Source organism: Streptomyces sp. CB00455 (genome assembly GCF_001905445.1).
In the GTDB taxonomy this organism is placed as follows: Bacteria; Actinomycetota; Actinomycetes; order Streptomycetales; family Streptomycetaceae; genus Streptomyces.
The window spans coordinates 63799-80547 of the sequence record NZ_LIVQ01000007.1 but is presented as its reverse complement, the minus strand read 5'-3'; the positions used below and the strand labels follow the sequence as shown (position 1 = coordinate 80547).

General features: G+C 76.3%; 7 protein-coding genes. All 7 read left to right on the top strand.

Annotation, left to right across the window (positions count from 1 at the left end; translation table 11 throughout):
• Positions 1 to 390: 390 nt before the first annotated feature.
• The 7 genes from AMK16_RS25560 to AMK16_RS25530 all read left to right on the top strand — a co-directional run bounded on the left by AMK16_RS25560 (position 391) and on the right by AMK16_RS25530 (position 16718).
• Entirely contained in the window at positions 391 to 7767 is a 7377-nt protein-coding gene (locus tag AMK16_RS25560) for a type I polyketide synthase (protein ID WP_073919704.1), read from the top strand.
• 1 nt (position 7768) lies between these two features.
• Positions 7769 to 12613 (top strand): type I polyketide synthase, encoded by a 4845-nt coding sequence (locus AMK16_RS25555; RefSeq protein WP_073919703.1) that lies wholly within the window; start codon positions 7769 to 7771, stop codon positions 12611 to 12613.
• Positions 12610 to 12948: an acyl carrier protein gene (locus tag AMK16_RS25550; protein WP_073919702.1), complete on the top strand. Its 339-nt coding sequence runs from the start codon at positions 12610 to 12612 to the stop codon at positions 12946 to 12948. The genes AMK16_RS25555 and AMK16_RS25550 overlap by 4 nt, the downstream gene beginning before the upstream one ends.
• A 3-nt stretch (positions 12949 to 12951) precedes the next feature.
• Positions 12952 to 13785 carry an alpha/beta fold hydrolase gene (locus AMK16_RS25545; RefSeq protein WP_073919701.1) on the top strand — a complete coding sequence of 278 codons (834 nt, stop codon included), beginning with the start codon at positions 12952 to 12954 and terminating at the stop codon, positions 13783 to 13785.
• Positions 13782 to 15068: a glycosyltransferase gene (locus AMK16_RS25540; protein WP_073919700.1), complete on the top strand. Its 1287-nt coding sequence runs from the start codon at positions 13782 to 13784 to the stop codon at positions 15066 to 15068. The genes AMK16_RS25545 and AMK16_RS25540 overlap by 4 nt, the downstream gene beginning before the upstream one ends.
• Positions 15065 to 16168: a class I SAM-dependent methyltransferase gene (locus AMK16_RS25535; RefSeq protein WP_199885575.1), complete on the top strand. Its 1104-nt coding sequence runs from the start codon at positions 15065 to 15067 to the stop codon at positions 16166 to 16168. The genes AMK16_RS25540 and AMK16_RS25535 overlap by 4 nt, the downstream gene beginning before the upstream one ends.
• A 160-nt stretch (positions 16169 to 16328) precedes the next feature.
• A complete protein-coding gene (locus AMK16_RS25530) occupies positions 16329 to 16718 on the top strand; it encodes a thiol-disulfide oxidoreductase DCC family protein (RefSeq protein ID WP_073919699.1) in 390 nt (129 codons plus the stop codon).
• Positions 16719 to 16749: the final 31 nt, after the last annotated feature.

The following is a 16749-nucleotide window of genomic DNA, read 5'->3' as shown; positions in this document are numbered from 1 at the left end:
ACACGGCAGGCACGGCAGGCACGGAAACCGGACAGGACGCCAGAAGGGCCCTGGTGCCGCCGCGTTGCACAATGGGCCTACTGACCAGTACTTTCCAGGTCCTCGCGCGGCCGCACGTCCATCGAATTCGCGCCTTTCATTCCTCGTCGCGCATGACGTGACGGACATCGGTTTCCGGAATGCACCGCCCTCCGGTAGCGCTCCGGCGCCCTGTAGCCCCCTGCGGATCAGGGCCGCAGCGTTGACCCTTCAGTAACTTGCCGCTAGTTTCGCTACGTCCACCGAACGGCCCGAATTCCTGTTTCGGGCCCGCGCGACCCCATGCCTTCCTTCGGCTCTTTCGTCTCGACCGAAATCCCCCCGGGTAATGCATCGCACATTCGGAGAATTATGACGTCGGCAGAGCACGTCCTGGACCTGGTCATCGGATTGACTCCATTCGGCGAGCCCGACGCGCGGCTCGCGGCCGCCGTCACGCGCGGCGGGGGACTCGGCGTGCTGGACCTCGGAACCGGGGACCGGGCGGCCCGGACGGCCTGGAATGACCTGCGCAGGTGGCTCCCCGGCCGGCACGGGGTCCGCATCGGGCCGCGGTGCCGGTTACCCGTCGACCAACTCGTCCGCGACGGCGTGTTCCCGCACACCGTGGTGCTCGGCGCCGGAGCCGTCTGCCGGCCCGGCGCGCTGCCCCGCGGCGTGCGCGTCCTGGCCGAGGTGACCGGTGCGGACGAGGCCCGGGCCGCCCTGGAAGCAGGTGCCCACGGTCTGATCGCCCGGGGCAGCGAGTGCGGGGGGAGGATCGGAGAACTCGGCACGTTCGTCCTGCTCCAGCAGCTCCTGGACGCGGTCGGCCCCGATGGTCCGCCGGTGTGGGCCTGCGGGGGCATGGCGCCGGGCACGGCCGCCGCCGCCGTGGTGGGCGGGGCCGCGGGGGTGGTGCTCGACACCCAGCTCGCGCTCTTGGCGGAGTCCGCGGTTCCCGCGTCCGTCGCGTCCGTCCTGCGCGGCATGGACGGCTCCGAGACCACCGTCCATGCCGGCCACCGCTTCCTGCACCGGCGCGCCCCCCAGGTCCCGCCCGTGGGCGACCTGCCCGGCGATCCGGAGCGGCTGGCGGCCCTGCTCGGCGGCCGGGACCGGGAGGGACAGCTGCTTCCCGTGGGCCAGGACGGATTCCTTGCGGCCCGTTTCGCCGACCGCTTCCGCGACGCCGCGGGCGCGGTCCGCGCCGTCACCGGTGCGGTACTGGACGCGGTCCAGGGGGACCGCGCGGCCGGCGTCCTGCTTCCGGGATCGCCCATGAGCCGCGCCCTGGGCACGCGCCTGCCGATCGCCCAGGGCCCCATGACCCGCGTCAGCGACGGCGCGGACTTCGCCGAGGCGGTGGCCGACGGCGGGGCCCTGCCCTTCCTCGCCCTGGCGCTCGCCGGCCGCGACCAGGCCCGTGCCCTGCTGGCCGGGGCGGGGGCCGCGCTGGCCGGCCGGCCCTGGGGGGTCGGTGTGCTCGGCTTCGCCCCCGAGGAGACCCGCGCCGCCCAGCTGGAGGCCGTACGCGCCCACCGGCCCACCCACGTGATCATCGCCGGGGGCCGGCCCTCGCAGGCGCGGGCCCTGGAAGCCGACGGCATCAAGGCCTTCCTGCACGTACCCTCGCCCGGACTGCTGCGCCAGTACCTCGAACAGGGCGCCAGGCGGTTCGTCTTCGAGGGCGCCGAATGCGGTGGGCACGTCGGACCGCGCAACAGCTTCCCGCTCTGGGAGGCCCAACTGGCCGTGATCTGCGACTGGATGGACCGGGGCCAGGACCGGGATCAGGGCCGGGGCCAGGACCGGGATCAGGGCCGGGGCCAGGACCGGGGCCAGGACCGGGCCCCGATCCGGGACCGGGACCCGGACGGCGTGCCCGGCGTCGAGGTGTTCTTCGCCGGCGGCATCCACGACGCCCGCTCCGCTGCCATGGTCGCCGCCCTCGCCGCCCCGCTCACCGCCCGCGGCTGCGCGGTGGGCCTCCTGATGGGCACCGCCTACCTTTTCACCGAGGAAGCCGTCGCGTGCGGGGCCGTGCAGCCGCTCTTCCAGCGGCAGGTCCTCGCCGCCGGGCGGACGGCGCTGCTGCGCACCGCGCCCGGCCACGCCACCCGCTGCGTCCCCAGCCCGTTCAGCGACGGCTTTCGCGAGGTGGAGGCGGGGCTGCGCGCCGAGGGCCTGCCCGGACGTGAGGTGTGGGAGCGGCTGGAACGCCTCAACGTCGGCCGGCTGCGCATCGCCAGCAAGGGCGTCGAACGCACCACCGCCGGAGTCCTGGCGCCGGTGGACGAGGCCCGCCAGTACGCCGAGGGGATGTTCATGGCCGGTGAGGTGGCGGCGCTGCGCACCGCGACCACCACCGTCGCCGCGCTGCACGCGTCCGTCACCGAGGAGGCCGCCGGCTTCCTCGCCCGGCGCTCCGCCGACCTGCGCGGCGGCCTCGCACCCGGTGCGGACCGCGCCGCGGGCGCGGCGGATGCCGAGCCCGCGCCCGCACCACTGGACGTGGCCGTCGTCGGCATGGCCTGCATGTTCCCGCAGGCGCCGGACCTGGCCGCCTTCTGGGCCCTCGTCCTCGACGGGCACGACGCCGTCACCGAAGTACCGCCGGAGCGCTGGGACGCCGCCGTACACCACTCCCCCGGACCGGGGGCCACAAGCGCCTCCAAGTGGGGTGGCTTCCTGCCCCGGATCCCCTTCGACCCGCTGGGCTACGGAATCCCGCCGGCCTCGCTGGGCAGCATCGAGCCCGTACAGCTCCTGGCCCTCGAAGCCGCCCGGCGCGCCCTGGAGGACGCCGGGTACGGGGAGGAGGGACGGGCCTTCGACCGCATGCGGACGGGCGTCGTCTTCGGCGCCGAGGCGGGCAGCGACCTGTCCAACGCCACCACCCTGCGGGCGGTGCTCCCCTCCTACTACGGGCACGTCCCCGCCGAGTTGGACGAGCAGCTGCCGCGGCTCACCGAGGACACCTTCCCCGGCATGCTCGCCAACGTGATCTCCGGACGGGTCGCCAACCGGCTCGACCTGCGCGGCCCCAACTACACGGTCGACGCCGCCTGCGCGTCCTCCCTGGCCGCCCTGGACGTCGCCTGCAAGGAACTGGTGCTCGGCACCAGCGACGTGATGCTGTGCGGGGGCGCCGACCTGCACAACGGCATCAACGACTACGCGCTGTTCACCTCCGTGCACGCGCTCTCCCCCACCGGCCGCTCCCGGCCCTTCGACGACGCCGCCGACGGCATCGTCCTCGGTGAGGGCGTCGCCTGCGTCGTCCTCAAACGCCTCGCGGACGCCGAGCGCGACGGCGACCGCGTGTACGGCGTCATCAAGGGGGTCGGCAGTTCCAGCGACGGCCGCTCCCTCGGCCTGACCGCCCCGCGTCCGGGGGGCCAGCGCGCCGCCCTGGAGCGCGCCTACCGCAATGCCGGGGTCTCCCCCGCGCAGGTCGCCCTCCTGGAGGCCCACGGCACCGGCACCGTCGTGGGTGACCGCACCGAACTGGGCGTGCTCACCGAGGTGTTCACCGAGGCGGGCGCGGAAAGCGGCGCGTGCGTCCTGGGCTCGGTGAAGTCGCAGATCGGACACACCAAGTGCGCCGCGGGAATGGCGGGGCTCATCAAGACCGCGCTCGCCCTGCACACCGGCGTACGGCCCCCGACGCTGCACCTGGAGCGTCCTGTCTCCGCGTGGAAGGACGGCGAGAGCCCGTTCGTCTTCCACCGGGAGGCGCTGCCGTGGCCCGCCCCGCCCGAGCGGCGGCTCGCGGGCGTGAGCGCCTTCGGTTTCGGTGGCACCAACTTCCACGTCGTCCTCGCCGCGCACGGCGGTGACGGACCGCCGCCGGTCCACGCCCGGGACGCCTGGCCGGCGGAGCTGTTCACCTTCCGGGGCGCCACTGCGGCGGCGGCCCGCGGCGCCGCCGCCGAGCTGTTGGACCTCGCGGTCGCGGCCGAGGCGGGGACCGCTCCGTGGCGGCTGCGCGACCTGGCCGCCACGGCCTCGCGCCGCGCGGGCCGGGCTCAGGGCCCCGTACGGGCCGCCTTCGTCGCGCACGATCCGGCCGGCCTGTGCCTGCGGCTGCGGCACACGCTCGACGCCCTCGACACGCTCGACGCGCTCGACGCGGTGCCGTCGCAAGGGCGGCCGGCCCCGGCCCCGGCGCGGGTCCGCCTCGCCGCAGAGCACGAGCGCGCCGCGCAAGGCCCGCCGGCGGGTGTCCCCGGTGCGGGACCGGCGGGTGCGCCGGCGTTCGGGGTCCACCTCGCGCAGGAGGACATCGGCCCCGGCCTCACGGCGTTCCTGTTCCCCGGGCAGGGCAGCCAGCGCCCGGGCATGTCCGCCCACCTGCTCACCACCTTCCCGGAGCTGGGCCGGCTGCTGTACACCGGTGGCGGCGCCCACGACCCTCGCGCCCACGACCCTCGCGCCGACGACCCCAGCGCCGACGACTCCCGGGCCCAGGCCCCCGGCGCCCACGTCCCGGGCGCCCACGTCGCCGGCGCCCTCTACCCGCCCGCCGCGTTCGACGACGCCGGCCGGGAGCGCGCCCGGCGGGCCCTGACCGACACCCGGGCCGCCCAGCCGGCCCTCGGGATCGTCGAACTCGCCGCGTACGACGTCCTCACCCGCGCCGGTGTCCACCCCGACCTGGCCGCCGGTCACAGCTACGGCGAGCTGGTCGCCCTGTGCGCCGCGGGCGCCATCGAGCCCGACGCCCTGCCCGGCCTCAGTGCCGCGCGCGCGGCGGCCGTCCTCGCCGCGGCCGGCGACGATCCCGGCGCGATGGCAGCCGTCGCCGCCACCCCCGAGGAGATCGAGCGGGCCCTCGGCCGGCCCCTGCCGGACGGCCTCGTCCTCGCCAACCACAACGCTCCCCGCCAGAGCGTCCTCTCCGGCGGGTCGGCCGCCGTCGAGGCGGCGCTGCGGACGCTGCGCGACGCCGGTCACGGCGCCAAGCGGCTGCCGGTCGCGTGTGCCTTCCACAGTCCGCTGCTCGCGGGCGCCGGTCCCGTCTTCCGCCGGACGCTCGACCAACAACCTCTGCACACACCGGAGTTCCCGGTCTGGGCGAACCGCACCGCCCGCCCCTACGGGCTCGATCCCGACGCGGTACGCGACGAACTCGCCGCCCAGATCGGCGCCCCGGTGCGCTTCGTGGCGCAGGTCGAGGCGATGTACGAGGCCGGCGCGCGCACCTTCGTCGAGGTGGGACCCGGCCGCGTGCTGACGCGGCTGGTCGCCGACATCCTCGGCGGGCGCCCCCACCGCGTCGTCGTCTGCGAGCCGCTGGCCGACAGCGGCCTGGCGGACCTCCTGGACGCGCTCGCCCGGCTCGCCGCCGCCGGGCTGCCGGTCCTCACGGATTGGATGTTCCAGGGCCGGGACGCCGTCGACATCGACCGGACACCCGCACCGCGCCGCCCCGGCTGGACGGTGGACGGACACCTCGTCCGCACCGCCTCCGGCGAGCCGCTCCCCGGCGCCCTCGCGCCGGCCCGACGAGTCGTGGAGAGCCCCGTGACAGCGAATCCCGGTCAGCCGCAGGCCGGTGCGGCCGACGCCCTCATCGCCGAATTCCTCCGGACCAGCCGGGACATGGTCTCCGCACAACGCGACGTCCTGCTCGCCTACTTCGGCGCCGCCCCGGAGGCCGGGTCCCTCCCGGATCATGCGGCGCCGCCACGCGAGCCGGAGCGGCCGGCGCAGCTCCCGGTCGCGGGGGCCCCGTACGCCGTGCCCGCGGTGTCCGGCCCCGTCCCGCCGCAGGTCCCCGCGCCGGTTGCCGCGCCCGGACCGGAGGGGACCGGGGCCCTCACCGAGGAAGCGGTGCTGCGCACGGTCCTGGAGCTCATCAGCGAGCGCACCGGCTACCCCCTGGACATGGTGGAACCCGACCTCGACCTGGAAGCCGACCTCAGTGTCGACTCCATCAAGCGCGCCGAGATCGCCGGTGAGCTGGCGCGGCGTCTGGGCGCCTTCGACGGCTCCGCCCCGCTCGCCTTGGACGACGCGGAGCTGGAGGAGCTCACCCGCGCCCGGACGGCCTCGGCTATCGCACACTGGATGGCCGCCCGCGCTGCCGGTCCCTCCGGCGGCGAAACGGCCACCCCGGCCGCCCCGGCCGCCGGTCCGGCCCCGGGAAACGTTTCATCACCCGTACCCGTACCCGTACCCGAACCCGTACGAGTACCCGCACCCGCACCCGCACCCGCACCCGCACCCGACGACGCCCCCGCAGACCGGCCCCTCGTCGCCGCCCCCCGCCGCCTGCGGATGCTGCCGGTGCCCCTGCCCGCCCCGGAGCCCGACCCCGGACCGGCCGGGCTCGCCGGAGCACGCTACGCCCTGGTCGGCGACGGCACCGACGTCTTCCGCGGCGTCGCGGCAGAACTGTCAGCCCGCCTCACCCGGCTCGGCGCCGACCCGGTCCTCCTCGGGGCTGGGCAGGCTCCGCGCGGAGCGGACGGGCCCCTGGACGGCGTCGTCCTGCTCACGGCGCTCGGAGAAGACGGTGCGCCGTTCCTGCCGGACGGGTTCGCGCTCGTACGGGACGTCCTGCGGCACGGGCCCCGGCGGCTCCTCCTCGCCCGCGCGGCGGCCGGGGTCCGCGCCGCGGGGGTGGACGGGCTGGTGCGGACCGCCGCCCGGGAGTACCCGGCCGTGCGCGTGCGCTGCATCGGACTGGACCTGGGCACGGCCGCGCCACCCGCACGGGCGGCGGACGCACTGGTGGCCGAACTCCTCGCCGACGACGCCGTGCCCGTCGTCCTGCGGACCGCGGGCGGACGGTTCGCTCCCGAGCTGACCGCGGCGCCGCTCGGGCCGCTCGGCGCCGCAGGAGCGGGGCCCGCGGGCGAGGGCGCCGCCGAGGCGGCGGCCCTGGGCCTGGACCGGGACAGTGTCGTGGTCGTCGTCGGCGGTGCCCGCGGGATCACCGCGCGTTGCGTGGGGGCCCTCGCGACCGCCTCCCGGTGCCGGGTCGAGCTCCTCGGGCGCACGCCGGCGCCGGACGGGCCCGAGGACCCGGAGACCGCGGGCGCCCCCGACCGGGCGGCCCTGCGGACGGTGCTCGCGGGCACCGGCCGCTACGGCACCCCCGCCGAGATCGACCGGGCCGCCGACCTGGTCCTGGCCCGGCGCGAGGTGACCGCGACACTGGACGCGCTGAGCGCGGTCGGCAGTCGCGCGCGCTACCGCAGCGTGGACTGCCGGGAGGCGCCCTCCGTGCTCCAGGCGGTCAAGGAGATCCACTCCGAGCACGGCCGCATCGACGGGGTGGTCCACGCCGCCGGCATCATCGAGGACCGGCTGATGGAGGAGAAGTCGGCCGAGTCCTTCGGGCAGGTCTACGGCACCAAGACCGAGAGCGCCGCGGCGCTGCTCGCCGCGGTGGAACAGCTCCCCCAACCACCCTCCTTCGTCGTGCTGTTCGGCAGCATCGCGGCCGTACTCGGCAACCGCGGCCAGGCCGACTACGCGGCGGCCAACGACGCGCTGGACACGCTCGGCGCCGCCTGGGCCGCGCGGACCGGCCGGCGCGCGCTGACCGTCCACTGGGGTCCGTGGGCGCCGTCCGAGGACCACGCCGGCATGGTCGGCCCCGAGCTCGCCCGCCACTACGCGCAGCGCGGGGTCACGCTCATCGACCCCGAGGAGGGCGCCCTGGCCCTGCTGCGGGAACTGGCCTGGGGCGAGGAGACGGTCCGCTCCGTAGTCCACACCGCCTCGGAGTGGTGAGATGGCCCTCTCCGCCCCCGGGGGCGCCGCCCACGCCCCCGTCGCCATCACCGGCATGGCGGTGCTGCTGCCGGGCGCGCCCGACCTGGCGGCGTACTGGCACAACCTCACCGCCGGTGTCGACGTGATCGGCGAGGTGCCGCCGGGACGCTGGGACCGCGACTACTACTACCCGGGCAGCGCCTCGGAACCGGCCGCCGCCGACCGGGTGTACTGCCGGCGGGGCGGCTTCGTCGACGCCGCCCTGGAGGTCGACGTCACCCGGTTCGGCATCATGCCGCACTCGGTGCCGGGCACCGAGCCGGACCAGCTGATCGCGCTGCACGTCGCCGCGAGCGCCCTCGCGGACGCGGGCGGCACCGAGCGGCTGCCCGACCGCGACCGGGTCGGGATCGTGCTCGGCCGGGGTGGCTACCTGACGCCTGGGCTGGTCCGGCTCGACCAGCGGGTCCGTACGGCACGACAGCTCGTACGCACGCTCGGCGACCTCGTCCCCGGTCTGGACGCGGAGCAACTGGAGCGCGTCAGGGCGGCGTTCACGGAGCGTCTCGGGCCCGACCGGCCGCAGGACGCCATCGGCCTGGTGCCCAACCTCGCCGCGTCCCGGGTCGCCAACCGTCTCGACCTGCGGGGCCCGGCCTACACCGTCGACGCCGCGTGCGCCTCGTCGCTGCTCGCCGTGGACCAGGCGGTGGCCGCGCTCGCTTCCGGACGCTGCGACGTGATGCTGGCCGGGGGTGTGCACCACTGCCACGACATCACGCTGTGGAGCGTCTTCTCGCAGTTGCGCGCGCTCTCCCCCAGCGAGCGCATCCGGCCCTTCCACCGGGGTGCCGACGGCATCCTCATCGGGGAGGGCACCGGGGTGGTGGTCCTCAAGCGGCTCGCCGACGCCGAGCGCGACGGTGACCGCGTCTACGCCGTGATCAGGGGGACCGGCGTCAGCAGCGACGGCCGCGCCTCGGGGCTGGTCAATCCCGACCCTGCCGGGCAGACCCGGGCGGTCCGGGCGGCGTGGCGCGCTGCCGGCCTCGATCCGGCCGAGCCGGGCTCCCTCGGGCTCCTGGAGGCCCACGGTACCGCCACTCCGGCCGGTGACGCCGCCGAACTGGCCACGCTCCGGGCGGTGTTCGGACCGCCCCGGCCGACCGGGACCGACCCGGCCGGCCGGCCCGTCATCGGCTCGGTGAAGTCCATGATCGGGCACGCCATGCCGGCGGCCGGCGTCGCGGGACTGGTCAAGGCCGCCCTCGCCGTCCACCACGGCACGCTGTTGCCCACCTTGCACTGCGAGGACCCGCACCCGGCCCTCGCCGCCACCCGCTTCCGCCCCCTGGCCGAGGCGGCTCCCTGGGTGACCGGGCCCGGGCGGCCGCGCCGGGCCGCCGTGAACGCGTTCGGCTTCGGCGGCATCAACGCGCACGTCGTCCTCGAAGAAGCACCCGGCGCCTTGGGCGCCCCCTCCCCCGCGGCGGCGCCCACCCCCGCCCGCCGCGCCGCGGTCCTCGAGGCGGACGGCGAAAGCGAACGCGTGCTGCTCCTGAGCGCGGCGACGCCCGAGGCGCTCGGCGCGCTGCTGGACGCCCCCGGCCCGCAAACCGCACCCGGCGCCGTCGCCGCCGGGCCCGTACGGCTGGGGATCGTCGGTCCCACGCCCAAGCGGCTCGCACTGGCCCGCCGGATCGTCGCCAAGGGCGAGGCGTGGCAGGGACGCGGCGACGTCTGGTTCAGTCCCCGACCGCTCCTCGGCGGCGGCGGGCGGGGCCGGACCGCGTTCCTCTTCCCCGGTCTGGAAGGGGAGTTCACACCCAGGGTCGAGGACATCGCCGACCACTTCGGACTGCCCCGGCCACCGCTGGAAGCGCCACCACCCGGCGACGGCCGGGTGCGGGAGCCGGGCGGCGGCCTCGGCCGGCACGGGCTCGGTGTCGTCGCCGTCGGCAGGCTGCTCGACACGGCGCTGCGCCGCATCGGTGTCGTCCCCGACGCCGTCGCCGGGCACAGCGTCGGCGAATGGACCGCGATGGCCGTCGGCGGGATGTACGAGGAGGCGGCCGTCGACGCCTTCATGGCCGCCCTCGACCCCGAGACGGTACGGGCTGCCGACCTCGCGTACGCCGCCGTGGGCGCGCCCGCGGACCGGGTGACCCGTGTCCTGGCCGGCGGCGGCCACCCGACCGTCGTCCTGTCCCACGACAACGCCCCGAACCAGTCGATGGTGTGCGGGCCGCCGGAAGCCGTGGAGACGTTCGCGGCCGGCTTGCGCGCCGAGGGCGTCCTGGTGCGCGTCCTGCCGTTCCGGTCCGGTTTCCACACCCCGATGCTCGAACCGTGCCTGGGTCCCTTCAAGGAGGCTGCCGACGGCATGCGGCTGCGGGCCCCGCACGTCCCCGTCTGGTCGGGGACCACCGCGGCGCCCTTTCCCGCGGACGAGGCCGCCGTCCGCGCCCTGTTCGTCCGCCACCTCCTCGAACCGGTCCGCTTCCGCGCCCTCACCGAGGCGCTGTACGGGGCCGGATTCCGCGCCTTCGTCCAGGCCGGTCCGGGGCAACTCGGCTCCCTCGTCGGTGACACCCTGGCCGGACGCGACCACCTGGTCGTCGCCGCCAACTCCCCGCACCGGGGCGGCCTGGCGCAGCTGCGACGGGTGGCCACCGCGCTGTGGACGGTCGGGGCGGAGGTGGACCCCCACGTCCTGGACGCGCCCCGGACCGGCGCCGTTCCCGTCCCCTCGTCCGTGGCCGCGTCCCTCCCCTCCACGGGCGCGGCCCACCGGCGCGTCCGCCTCGACCTGGGCAGCGCCCTGGTGGACCTGCCGCCGGACCCCGCACTCACGACCGCGCTGACCCGCGATCCGGCAGCGGCCCCCGCACCCGCCCACGATCCGGCAGCGGTCCTCGCACCGGCCGCGTCCGCGTCACCCGTGGCGGCCGAACTGACGGCCCTGCTGCGCGAAACCGCGCAGACGGCCGCGACCCTGATCGCCGCGGCGGCCGCGCCCCGGCCGGCCGGTCCGGTACGCCGCCCGGCTCCGGTCGTACCGCACGGCGCCGGGTCCGCGGGGCCGTCACCGCGCCCCGCCACGCCCACGAGGCCGCTCACCGCAGCGCCCGCGACCGCGCCGCCCGGGTCCGCAGGGCCGGCGACCGCAGCGCCCGGGTCCGCAGCGCCCGCGGCCGCACCGGCCGCCGCCGGCTCCTGCGCCGTCGTGCGGCACGAGAGCGTACGGGTGGGCGTGGACCGGATGCCGTACCTGCTCGACCACTGCTTCTTCCCGCAGCGCGCCGACTGGCCGGACGTCGCCGACCGGTGGCCCGTGGTGCCGGCCACCACCATCGTGGCGCACTTGATGGCGGCCGCCGAGCGCTCCGTACCGGGCCGCGTGGCCGTGGCGGTGCACGACGCGTGCTTCGACCGGTGGCTCACGGCCGCCGACCCCGTGGACGTGCCGGTCACCGTGACGCAGCAGGGACCGGACCGGGTCGCGGTGTCGTTCGGCCCCGACGCCCGCGCGGTGGTGGAACTCGCCGCCCGCCACCCGCAGGCGCCCCCCGCGCCGGAGCCTCCCGACCCGGGCTCCGAGCGCGTGCCCGCGCACACCGCCGAGCAGGTCTACCGTGAGCGGTGGATGTTCCACGGCCCGTCCTACCAGGGCATGTCCCGGCTCTGCGCGATCGGCGACCGGCACGTCCGCGCCACGCTGACCACCCCGCCCGCGCCGGGCGCCCTGCTGGACAACGTGGGACAGGTACTCGGCTACTGGATCATGGCGACGCACACCGAGCGCACCGTGGTCTTCCCGGTGCGGATGCGCCACATGCGCTTCTACGGCCCCCATCCGGCCCCCGGCACACCGGTGGAGTGCGTGATCCGGATCGTGTCCCTCACGGACACGGTGCTCGAAGCGGACGCGGTGCTCACCGTCTCCGGCCGGGTGTGGGCGAAGCTCGGCGGCTGGCAGGACCGCCGCTTCGACAACGACCCGCACACCCGGCCCGTCGAGCGGTTCCCGGACCGCAACACCCTCTCCGCCGCCCGCCCCGGCGGCTGGTCGCTGGTGTACGAGCGCTGGCCCGACCTCGCCTCACGGGAGCTGATCATGCGCAACGCGCTGGGCGGCCCGGAACGCTCGGCGTACGCCGAGCGGCCGCCCCGGGGCCGCCGGCAGTGGCTGCTCGGCCGGATCGCGGCCAAGGACGCCGTACGCCGCCTGCTCTGGGAGGGCGGCGCGGGTCCCGTCTACCCCGCCGAACTCGTCGTCCGCAACGACGCGTCGGGCCGGCCGTACGTCACCGGCCGCCACGGCCGGGAACTCCCGCCGCTGGAGGTGTCCATCGCGCACCGCGCCGAGGCCGGCGTCGCCGTCGCCCGGCACCGGCCGCCGTACGCGGACGGGAACCCCGGCGCCCGAGCGGGCGGCCCGGGCATCGACATCGAGGAGATCACCGAGCCCGCCGAAGCGACCGTCACCACGGTGCTCACGCCGGCCGAACGGGAACTGCTGGCGGCCCGGCAGGCCGCCGGCCAGGAGCTGCCGGGGCTGTGGTTCACCCGCTTCTGGGCGGCGAAGGAAGCCGTGGCCAAGGCCGAAGGCACCGGTTTCGGCGGACGGCCGCGCGACTTCGAGGTGACCGGCGCGCGAGCGGACCGGCTGACCGTGGCCGTGCGCCCGCCGGGCCCACCCGGCGGCCCGGGCGCGCCCGCCCGTACGTACCGGGTGAGCTGTGAGCGGGTCGCCAATCCGCCCGGGCTTGCGCCGCGCGCGTACGTCGTGGCCTGGACCGACGGCCCCGCCCCGGATCAGCCGGGGCGGGAAACCATCCGTGACGAAAGGGACCAGACGTGACCACCACCCGGCCCACCGGCCCCGTGCCCGACGGCTCCGTGCGTGCCGACGAGGCAGCGGTCCTCGCCGATCTGACGGGCATGATCGAACAGGTCCTGGGGGAGTACGGGCTCGACGACACCGGGATCGCGATGGAGACCCGGTTCGGCCGCGACCTGGAACTGGAGAGCATCGACCTGGTGACGCTCGCCGGTCTGCTGGAGGAGCGCTACGGCCGCACGGTCAACTTCGCCGAGTTCGTGGCCTCCATGGAGCTGGAGGAGATCATCGAACTCAGCGTGGGCCGGCTCGTCGAGTACGTCTGCCTGTGCCTGAAGGCCGCGGGACGGGACTGAGCCATGGCAATCGTCGACACCGGCGACGTCCGGCTGCACGTCCAGCGCCTGGCCGCCCGCCCCGCCGCCACCGGCGCGCCTGCGCACGCCACCGTCGTACTGCTCCACGGCCTGCTCACCGACAGCCTGGCCAGCTACTACTTCACCGTCGCCCCGGCCTTCGCGGCGGCCGGGCTGGACGTGCTCATGTACGACCACCGGGGCCACGGCCGCAGCGGGCGTCCGGAGCGGGGCTACACGCTCGGCGCGTTCACCGACGACCTGGACGCGCTCCTGGACCGGCTCGACGTCCCGGGCCCGGTGCACCTGGTCGGCAACTCCTACGGCGGCACGGTCGCGTTCACCCACGCACTGCGCCGGCCTGAGCGGGTCGCCAGCATGGTCGTGATCGAGTCGGAACCGGCCACCGCGGCCTGGGCGGCCAAGCTCGCCGGGCTGTTGGAGCGGGTCCGCCACGAGATGAGCGTGAACGAGGGCGCCGCCCTCGACTGGATCGCCGCCCACCACGGCGGCCACACCGCCCGGTTGGCGAAGTCGGCGGGCCGGCTCGTCCGCGACACCACCCTCGCCCACGACATCCCGGCGAGCACGGTACTGGGCGACGACGACATCCGCGCGATCCGCTGTCCGGTCCTCGCCCTCTACGGCGCCGACTCCGACCTGGCCGCGCAGGCACCCCGCATGCGGTCGCTGCTGCCGCGGTGCGTGACCGAATCGCTCCCCGGCCACCGGCACTCGGTCCTGGTGGAGGCGCCCGGCCGGGTGCGCGACCTCGTGCTGGACTGGATCGGCCGGCACTCGCGCACCCCCGTGGGCACCCGGGTGCGTACCCGGTGAGCCGCTTCCTGTTCGTGGTGCCGCCGCTGGTGGGACACATCAACCCGGCCGTGGGGGTGGCGGCCGCGCTCGTCGCCCGGGGCCACCGGGTGGCGTGGGCGGGCGAGCCCGCCCTCGTACACCGCCTCGCGGGACGGGACGCGACCGTCCACCCGTGCCCGCAGCCCGGGGCGGGCCGGGGACCGGCAACGGAGCCGGACGCCGCCCGGCCCGCCGACATCCGGGGGCCGGAGGCCTTGCGGTTCCTGTGGGAGCGCTTTCTCGTCCCGCTCGCCGAGGCGATGGCCCCGGGCGTACGGCAGGCGGTCGGCGCCTTCCGGCCGGACGTGGTCGTCGCCGACCAACAGGCACTGGCCGGCGCCCTCGTCGCCGAGGACCTGCGACTGCCGTGGGCCACCTCGGCGACCACCTCGGCCGAATTCACGGACGCCCTGGCGTCCATGCCCCGGGTCGCCGCGTGGAACGAGGCCCTGTTGCGCGACCTGCGCGCCCGGATCGGCGATCCGGCGGGCAGCGGCGACCCGCGCTTCTCCCCGCACCTCGTCCTCGCCTTCAGCACGCCGGAGCTGGCGGGTCCGGCCGTGCGGGGCGGGGACCGGGTGCGGTGGGTCGGGCCGTCCCTGACCGCCCGGCCCTCCACCGCCGCCTTCCCCTGGGAGCGGCTCGATCCGGGGCGCTCACTGGTCCTGGTCACCCTCGGCACCGCCAACACCGATGTGGGGGCGCGCTTCCTGGACCAGGCGGCCCGGGCGCTGCGGGCCCGGGCCGACCGGGTGCAGGCCGTCGTCGTGGACCCGGAGGGCACGCTCGGCCCCGGTCCCGGCTCCGGACCGGGCTCCGGACCGGGCTCCGGACCGGGCTCCGGACCGGGCTGCTCAGGTACCGACGGCTCGGGTACCGGCTCCGGGGACCGGGATGTCATCGCCCTGCCGGTGGTCCCCCAGCTGGAACTGCTCGCACGCGCTGACGCCGTCGTCTGCCACGCGGGGCACAACACCGTGTGCGAGGCGCTGTGGCACGGCGTCCCCCTGGTGGTCGCTCCCATCCGCGACGACCAGCCGGTGGTCGCCGCGCAGGTGGCGGGAGCCGGGGCCGGCGTACGGATCCGCTTCGGTCGGGCCGGCGCCGACACGATCGGCGCGGCGCTCGACACCGTCCTGCACGACCCCCGGCCCCGGGCCGCCGCCCGTACGATCGCGCGGTCCTTCCGCGGCGCCGGCGGCGCCCCGGCGGCCGCCCTCCACCTGGAACGACTGGCCGACGGCCGGAAGGACGAGGCATGAGCTCCGCATCCCGAAAGGCCCGTACGCTCCGGGTGGCCGCGCTGCGCACCGCCTACCGGGAGGAGCTTGCCGAGGGCACCGGCGTCTTCTTCTCACCACGCGCCCACTCGTGCCCCTGGTGCGGCTCGGCCCGCCTCGGCGGGTACCTGCACACCACGGACCTGTTCCAGCACAAGCCCGGCGTCTTCACCCTCGACCGCTGCCACGACTGCGGGCACCTCTTCCAGAACCCCCGGCTGAACGAGCGCGGGCTCGCCTTCTACTACCGCGACTTCTACGACGGCCTCGGTGAGGAGCGACTCGGCGGCGTGTTCGGCGGACGCACCGCGTCCTACCGCTCCCGGGCACGGTCCGTGCGGCCGCACCTGCCGGGAGCCGCCGAGTGGCTGGACGTCGGCACGGGCCACGGGCACTTCTGCGAGAGCGCCCGCGCCGTGCTCCCGGCGGTGGCCTTCGACGGGCTGGACCGCTCCGACGGCGCGGAGCTCGCCGAACGGGCCGGCCGGGTGCGCCGGGGCCGCCGGGGGTCGTTCCCCGATCTGGCCGAGCGGCTGCCCGGCTCGTACGACGTGGTGAGCATGTTCCACTACCTGGAGCACTGCGCCGCTCCCCAGCGCGAACTGGAGGCCGCCCGAGCCGTGTTGCGGCCGGGTGGACTGCTGGTGATCGACGTACCGGATCCCGGGAGCCGGTTCGCGCGGTGGCTGGGCCGCTGGTGGCTGCCGTGGCTCCAGCCCCAGCACCTGCACCTCGCGCCGGCGGCCAACCTGCGCCGCCGGCTGGCCGAGAGCGGCTTCACGGTCCTGGCCGAGGAACACACCGAGGCGCACGACCCGGTCGACCTGCTGGCCGCCGTGTGGGTCGCGCTGGATGCGGTGGCACCGCGGGAGGACCTGCCGTGGCTGTCCTCACCGCCCGGGGCCTGGCGCCGGGCGCTGCGCTCCGCCGTGTTCCTCGCCGGGGTGCCGCTGCTGGTGGCGGCGACCGTGCTGGACCGGCTGGCCGTGGGGCCGCTGGCCGGCCGGCTGCGGCTGGCGAACGCGTACCGCCTGATCGCCAGGCGGGAAGCGGATGACGGCGCGCGGACACCCCCGGCCTGACGACACCCCCCGGCCTGACGGACACCCCCGGCCTGCCGGATCGCCCCGGTCCACGGGCCATGCGGGCGAGGCAGCGCACCCCGTCCCTGCCCCGGGTGGCGCCGGGAGCGCACCGCACGTGCGACGGCCCGGCCCGGGCCGGGTGGGGCACCATGGGGTCATGAGAATGCGTCCGGTGCTCGTCTACGACGGGGACTGCGGTTTCTGTACGGCTTCGGCCCGGGCGGCCCGGCGCCGGCTCGACCCCTCCTGCGAGTTCACCCCGTGGCAACGCGCAGACCTGCACTCCCTGGGTGTCTCCCAGGCGCGGGCCGAGTACGAGGCGCTGTGGGTGACCCCCGGTGGGCAGGTGTACGGCGGCGCGCAGGCGGTGGCGAAGCTCCTGCTGCGCACCGGCGGGGCCTGGGCGGTCGTGGGTGCGGTGCTCACCCTGGCACCGGTCCGCTGGATCGCCCACGGCGTCTACCGGATCATCGCGGTCAACCGGCAGCGGTTGCCGGGCGGCACGCCGGCTTGCGCCACTCCCCCACAACGGCCACCCCTCGGGTGACCCGTCCCCCCGACGGGGACGGGCGGGCGCA

Coding starts and splice junctions, on each gene's coding strand:
- AMK16_RS25560 (WP_073919704.1), top strand. CDS start 391: ATGACGTCGGCAGAGCACGTCCTGGACCTGGTCATCGGATTGACTCCA.
- AMK16_RS25555 (WP_073919703.1), top strand. CDS start 7,769: ATGGCCCTCTCCGCCCCCGGGGGCGCCGCCCACGCCCCCGTCGCCATC.
- AMK16_RS25545 (WP_073919701.1), top strand. CDS start 12,952: ATGGCAATCGTCGACACCGGCGACGTCCGGCTGCACGTCCAGCGCCTG.
- AMK16_RS25535 (WP_199885575.1), top strand. CDS start 15,065: ATGAGCTCCGCATCCCGAAAGGCCCGTACGCTCCGGGTGGCCGCGCTG.
- AMK16_RS25530 (WP_073919699.1), top strand. CDS start 16,329: ATGAGAATGCGTCCGGTGCTCGTCTACGACGGGGACTGCGGTTTCTGT.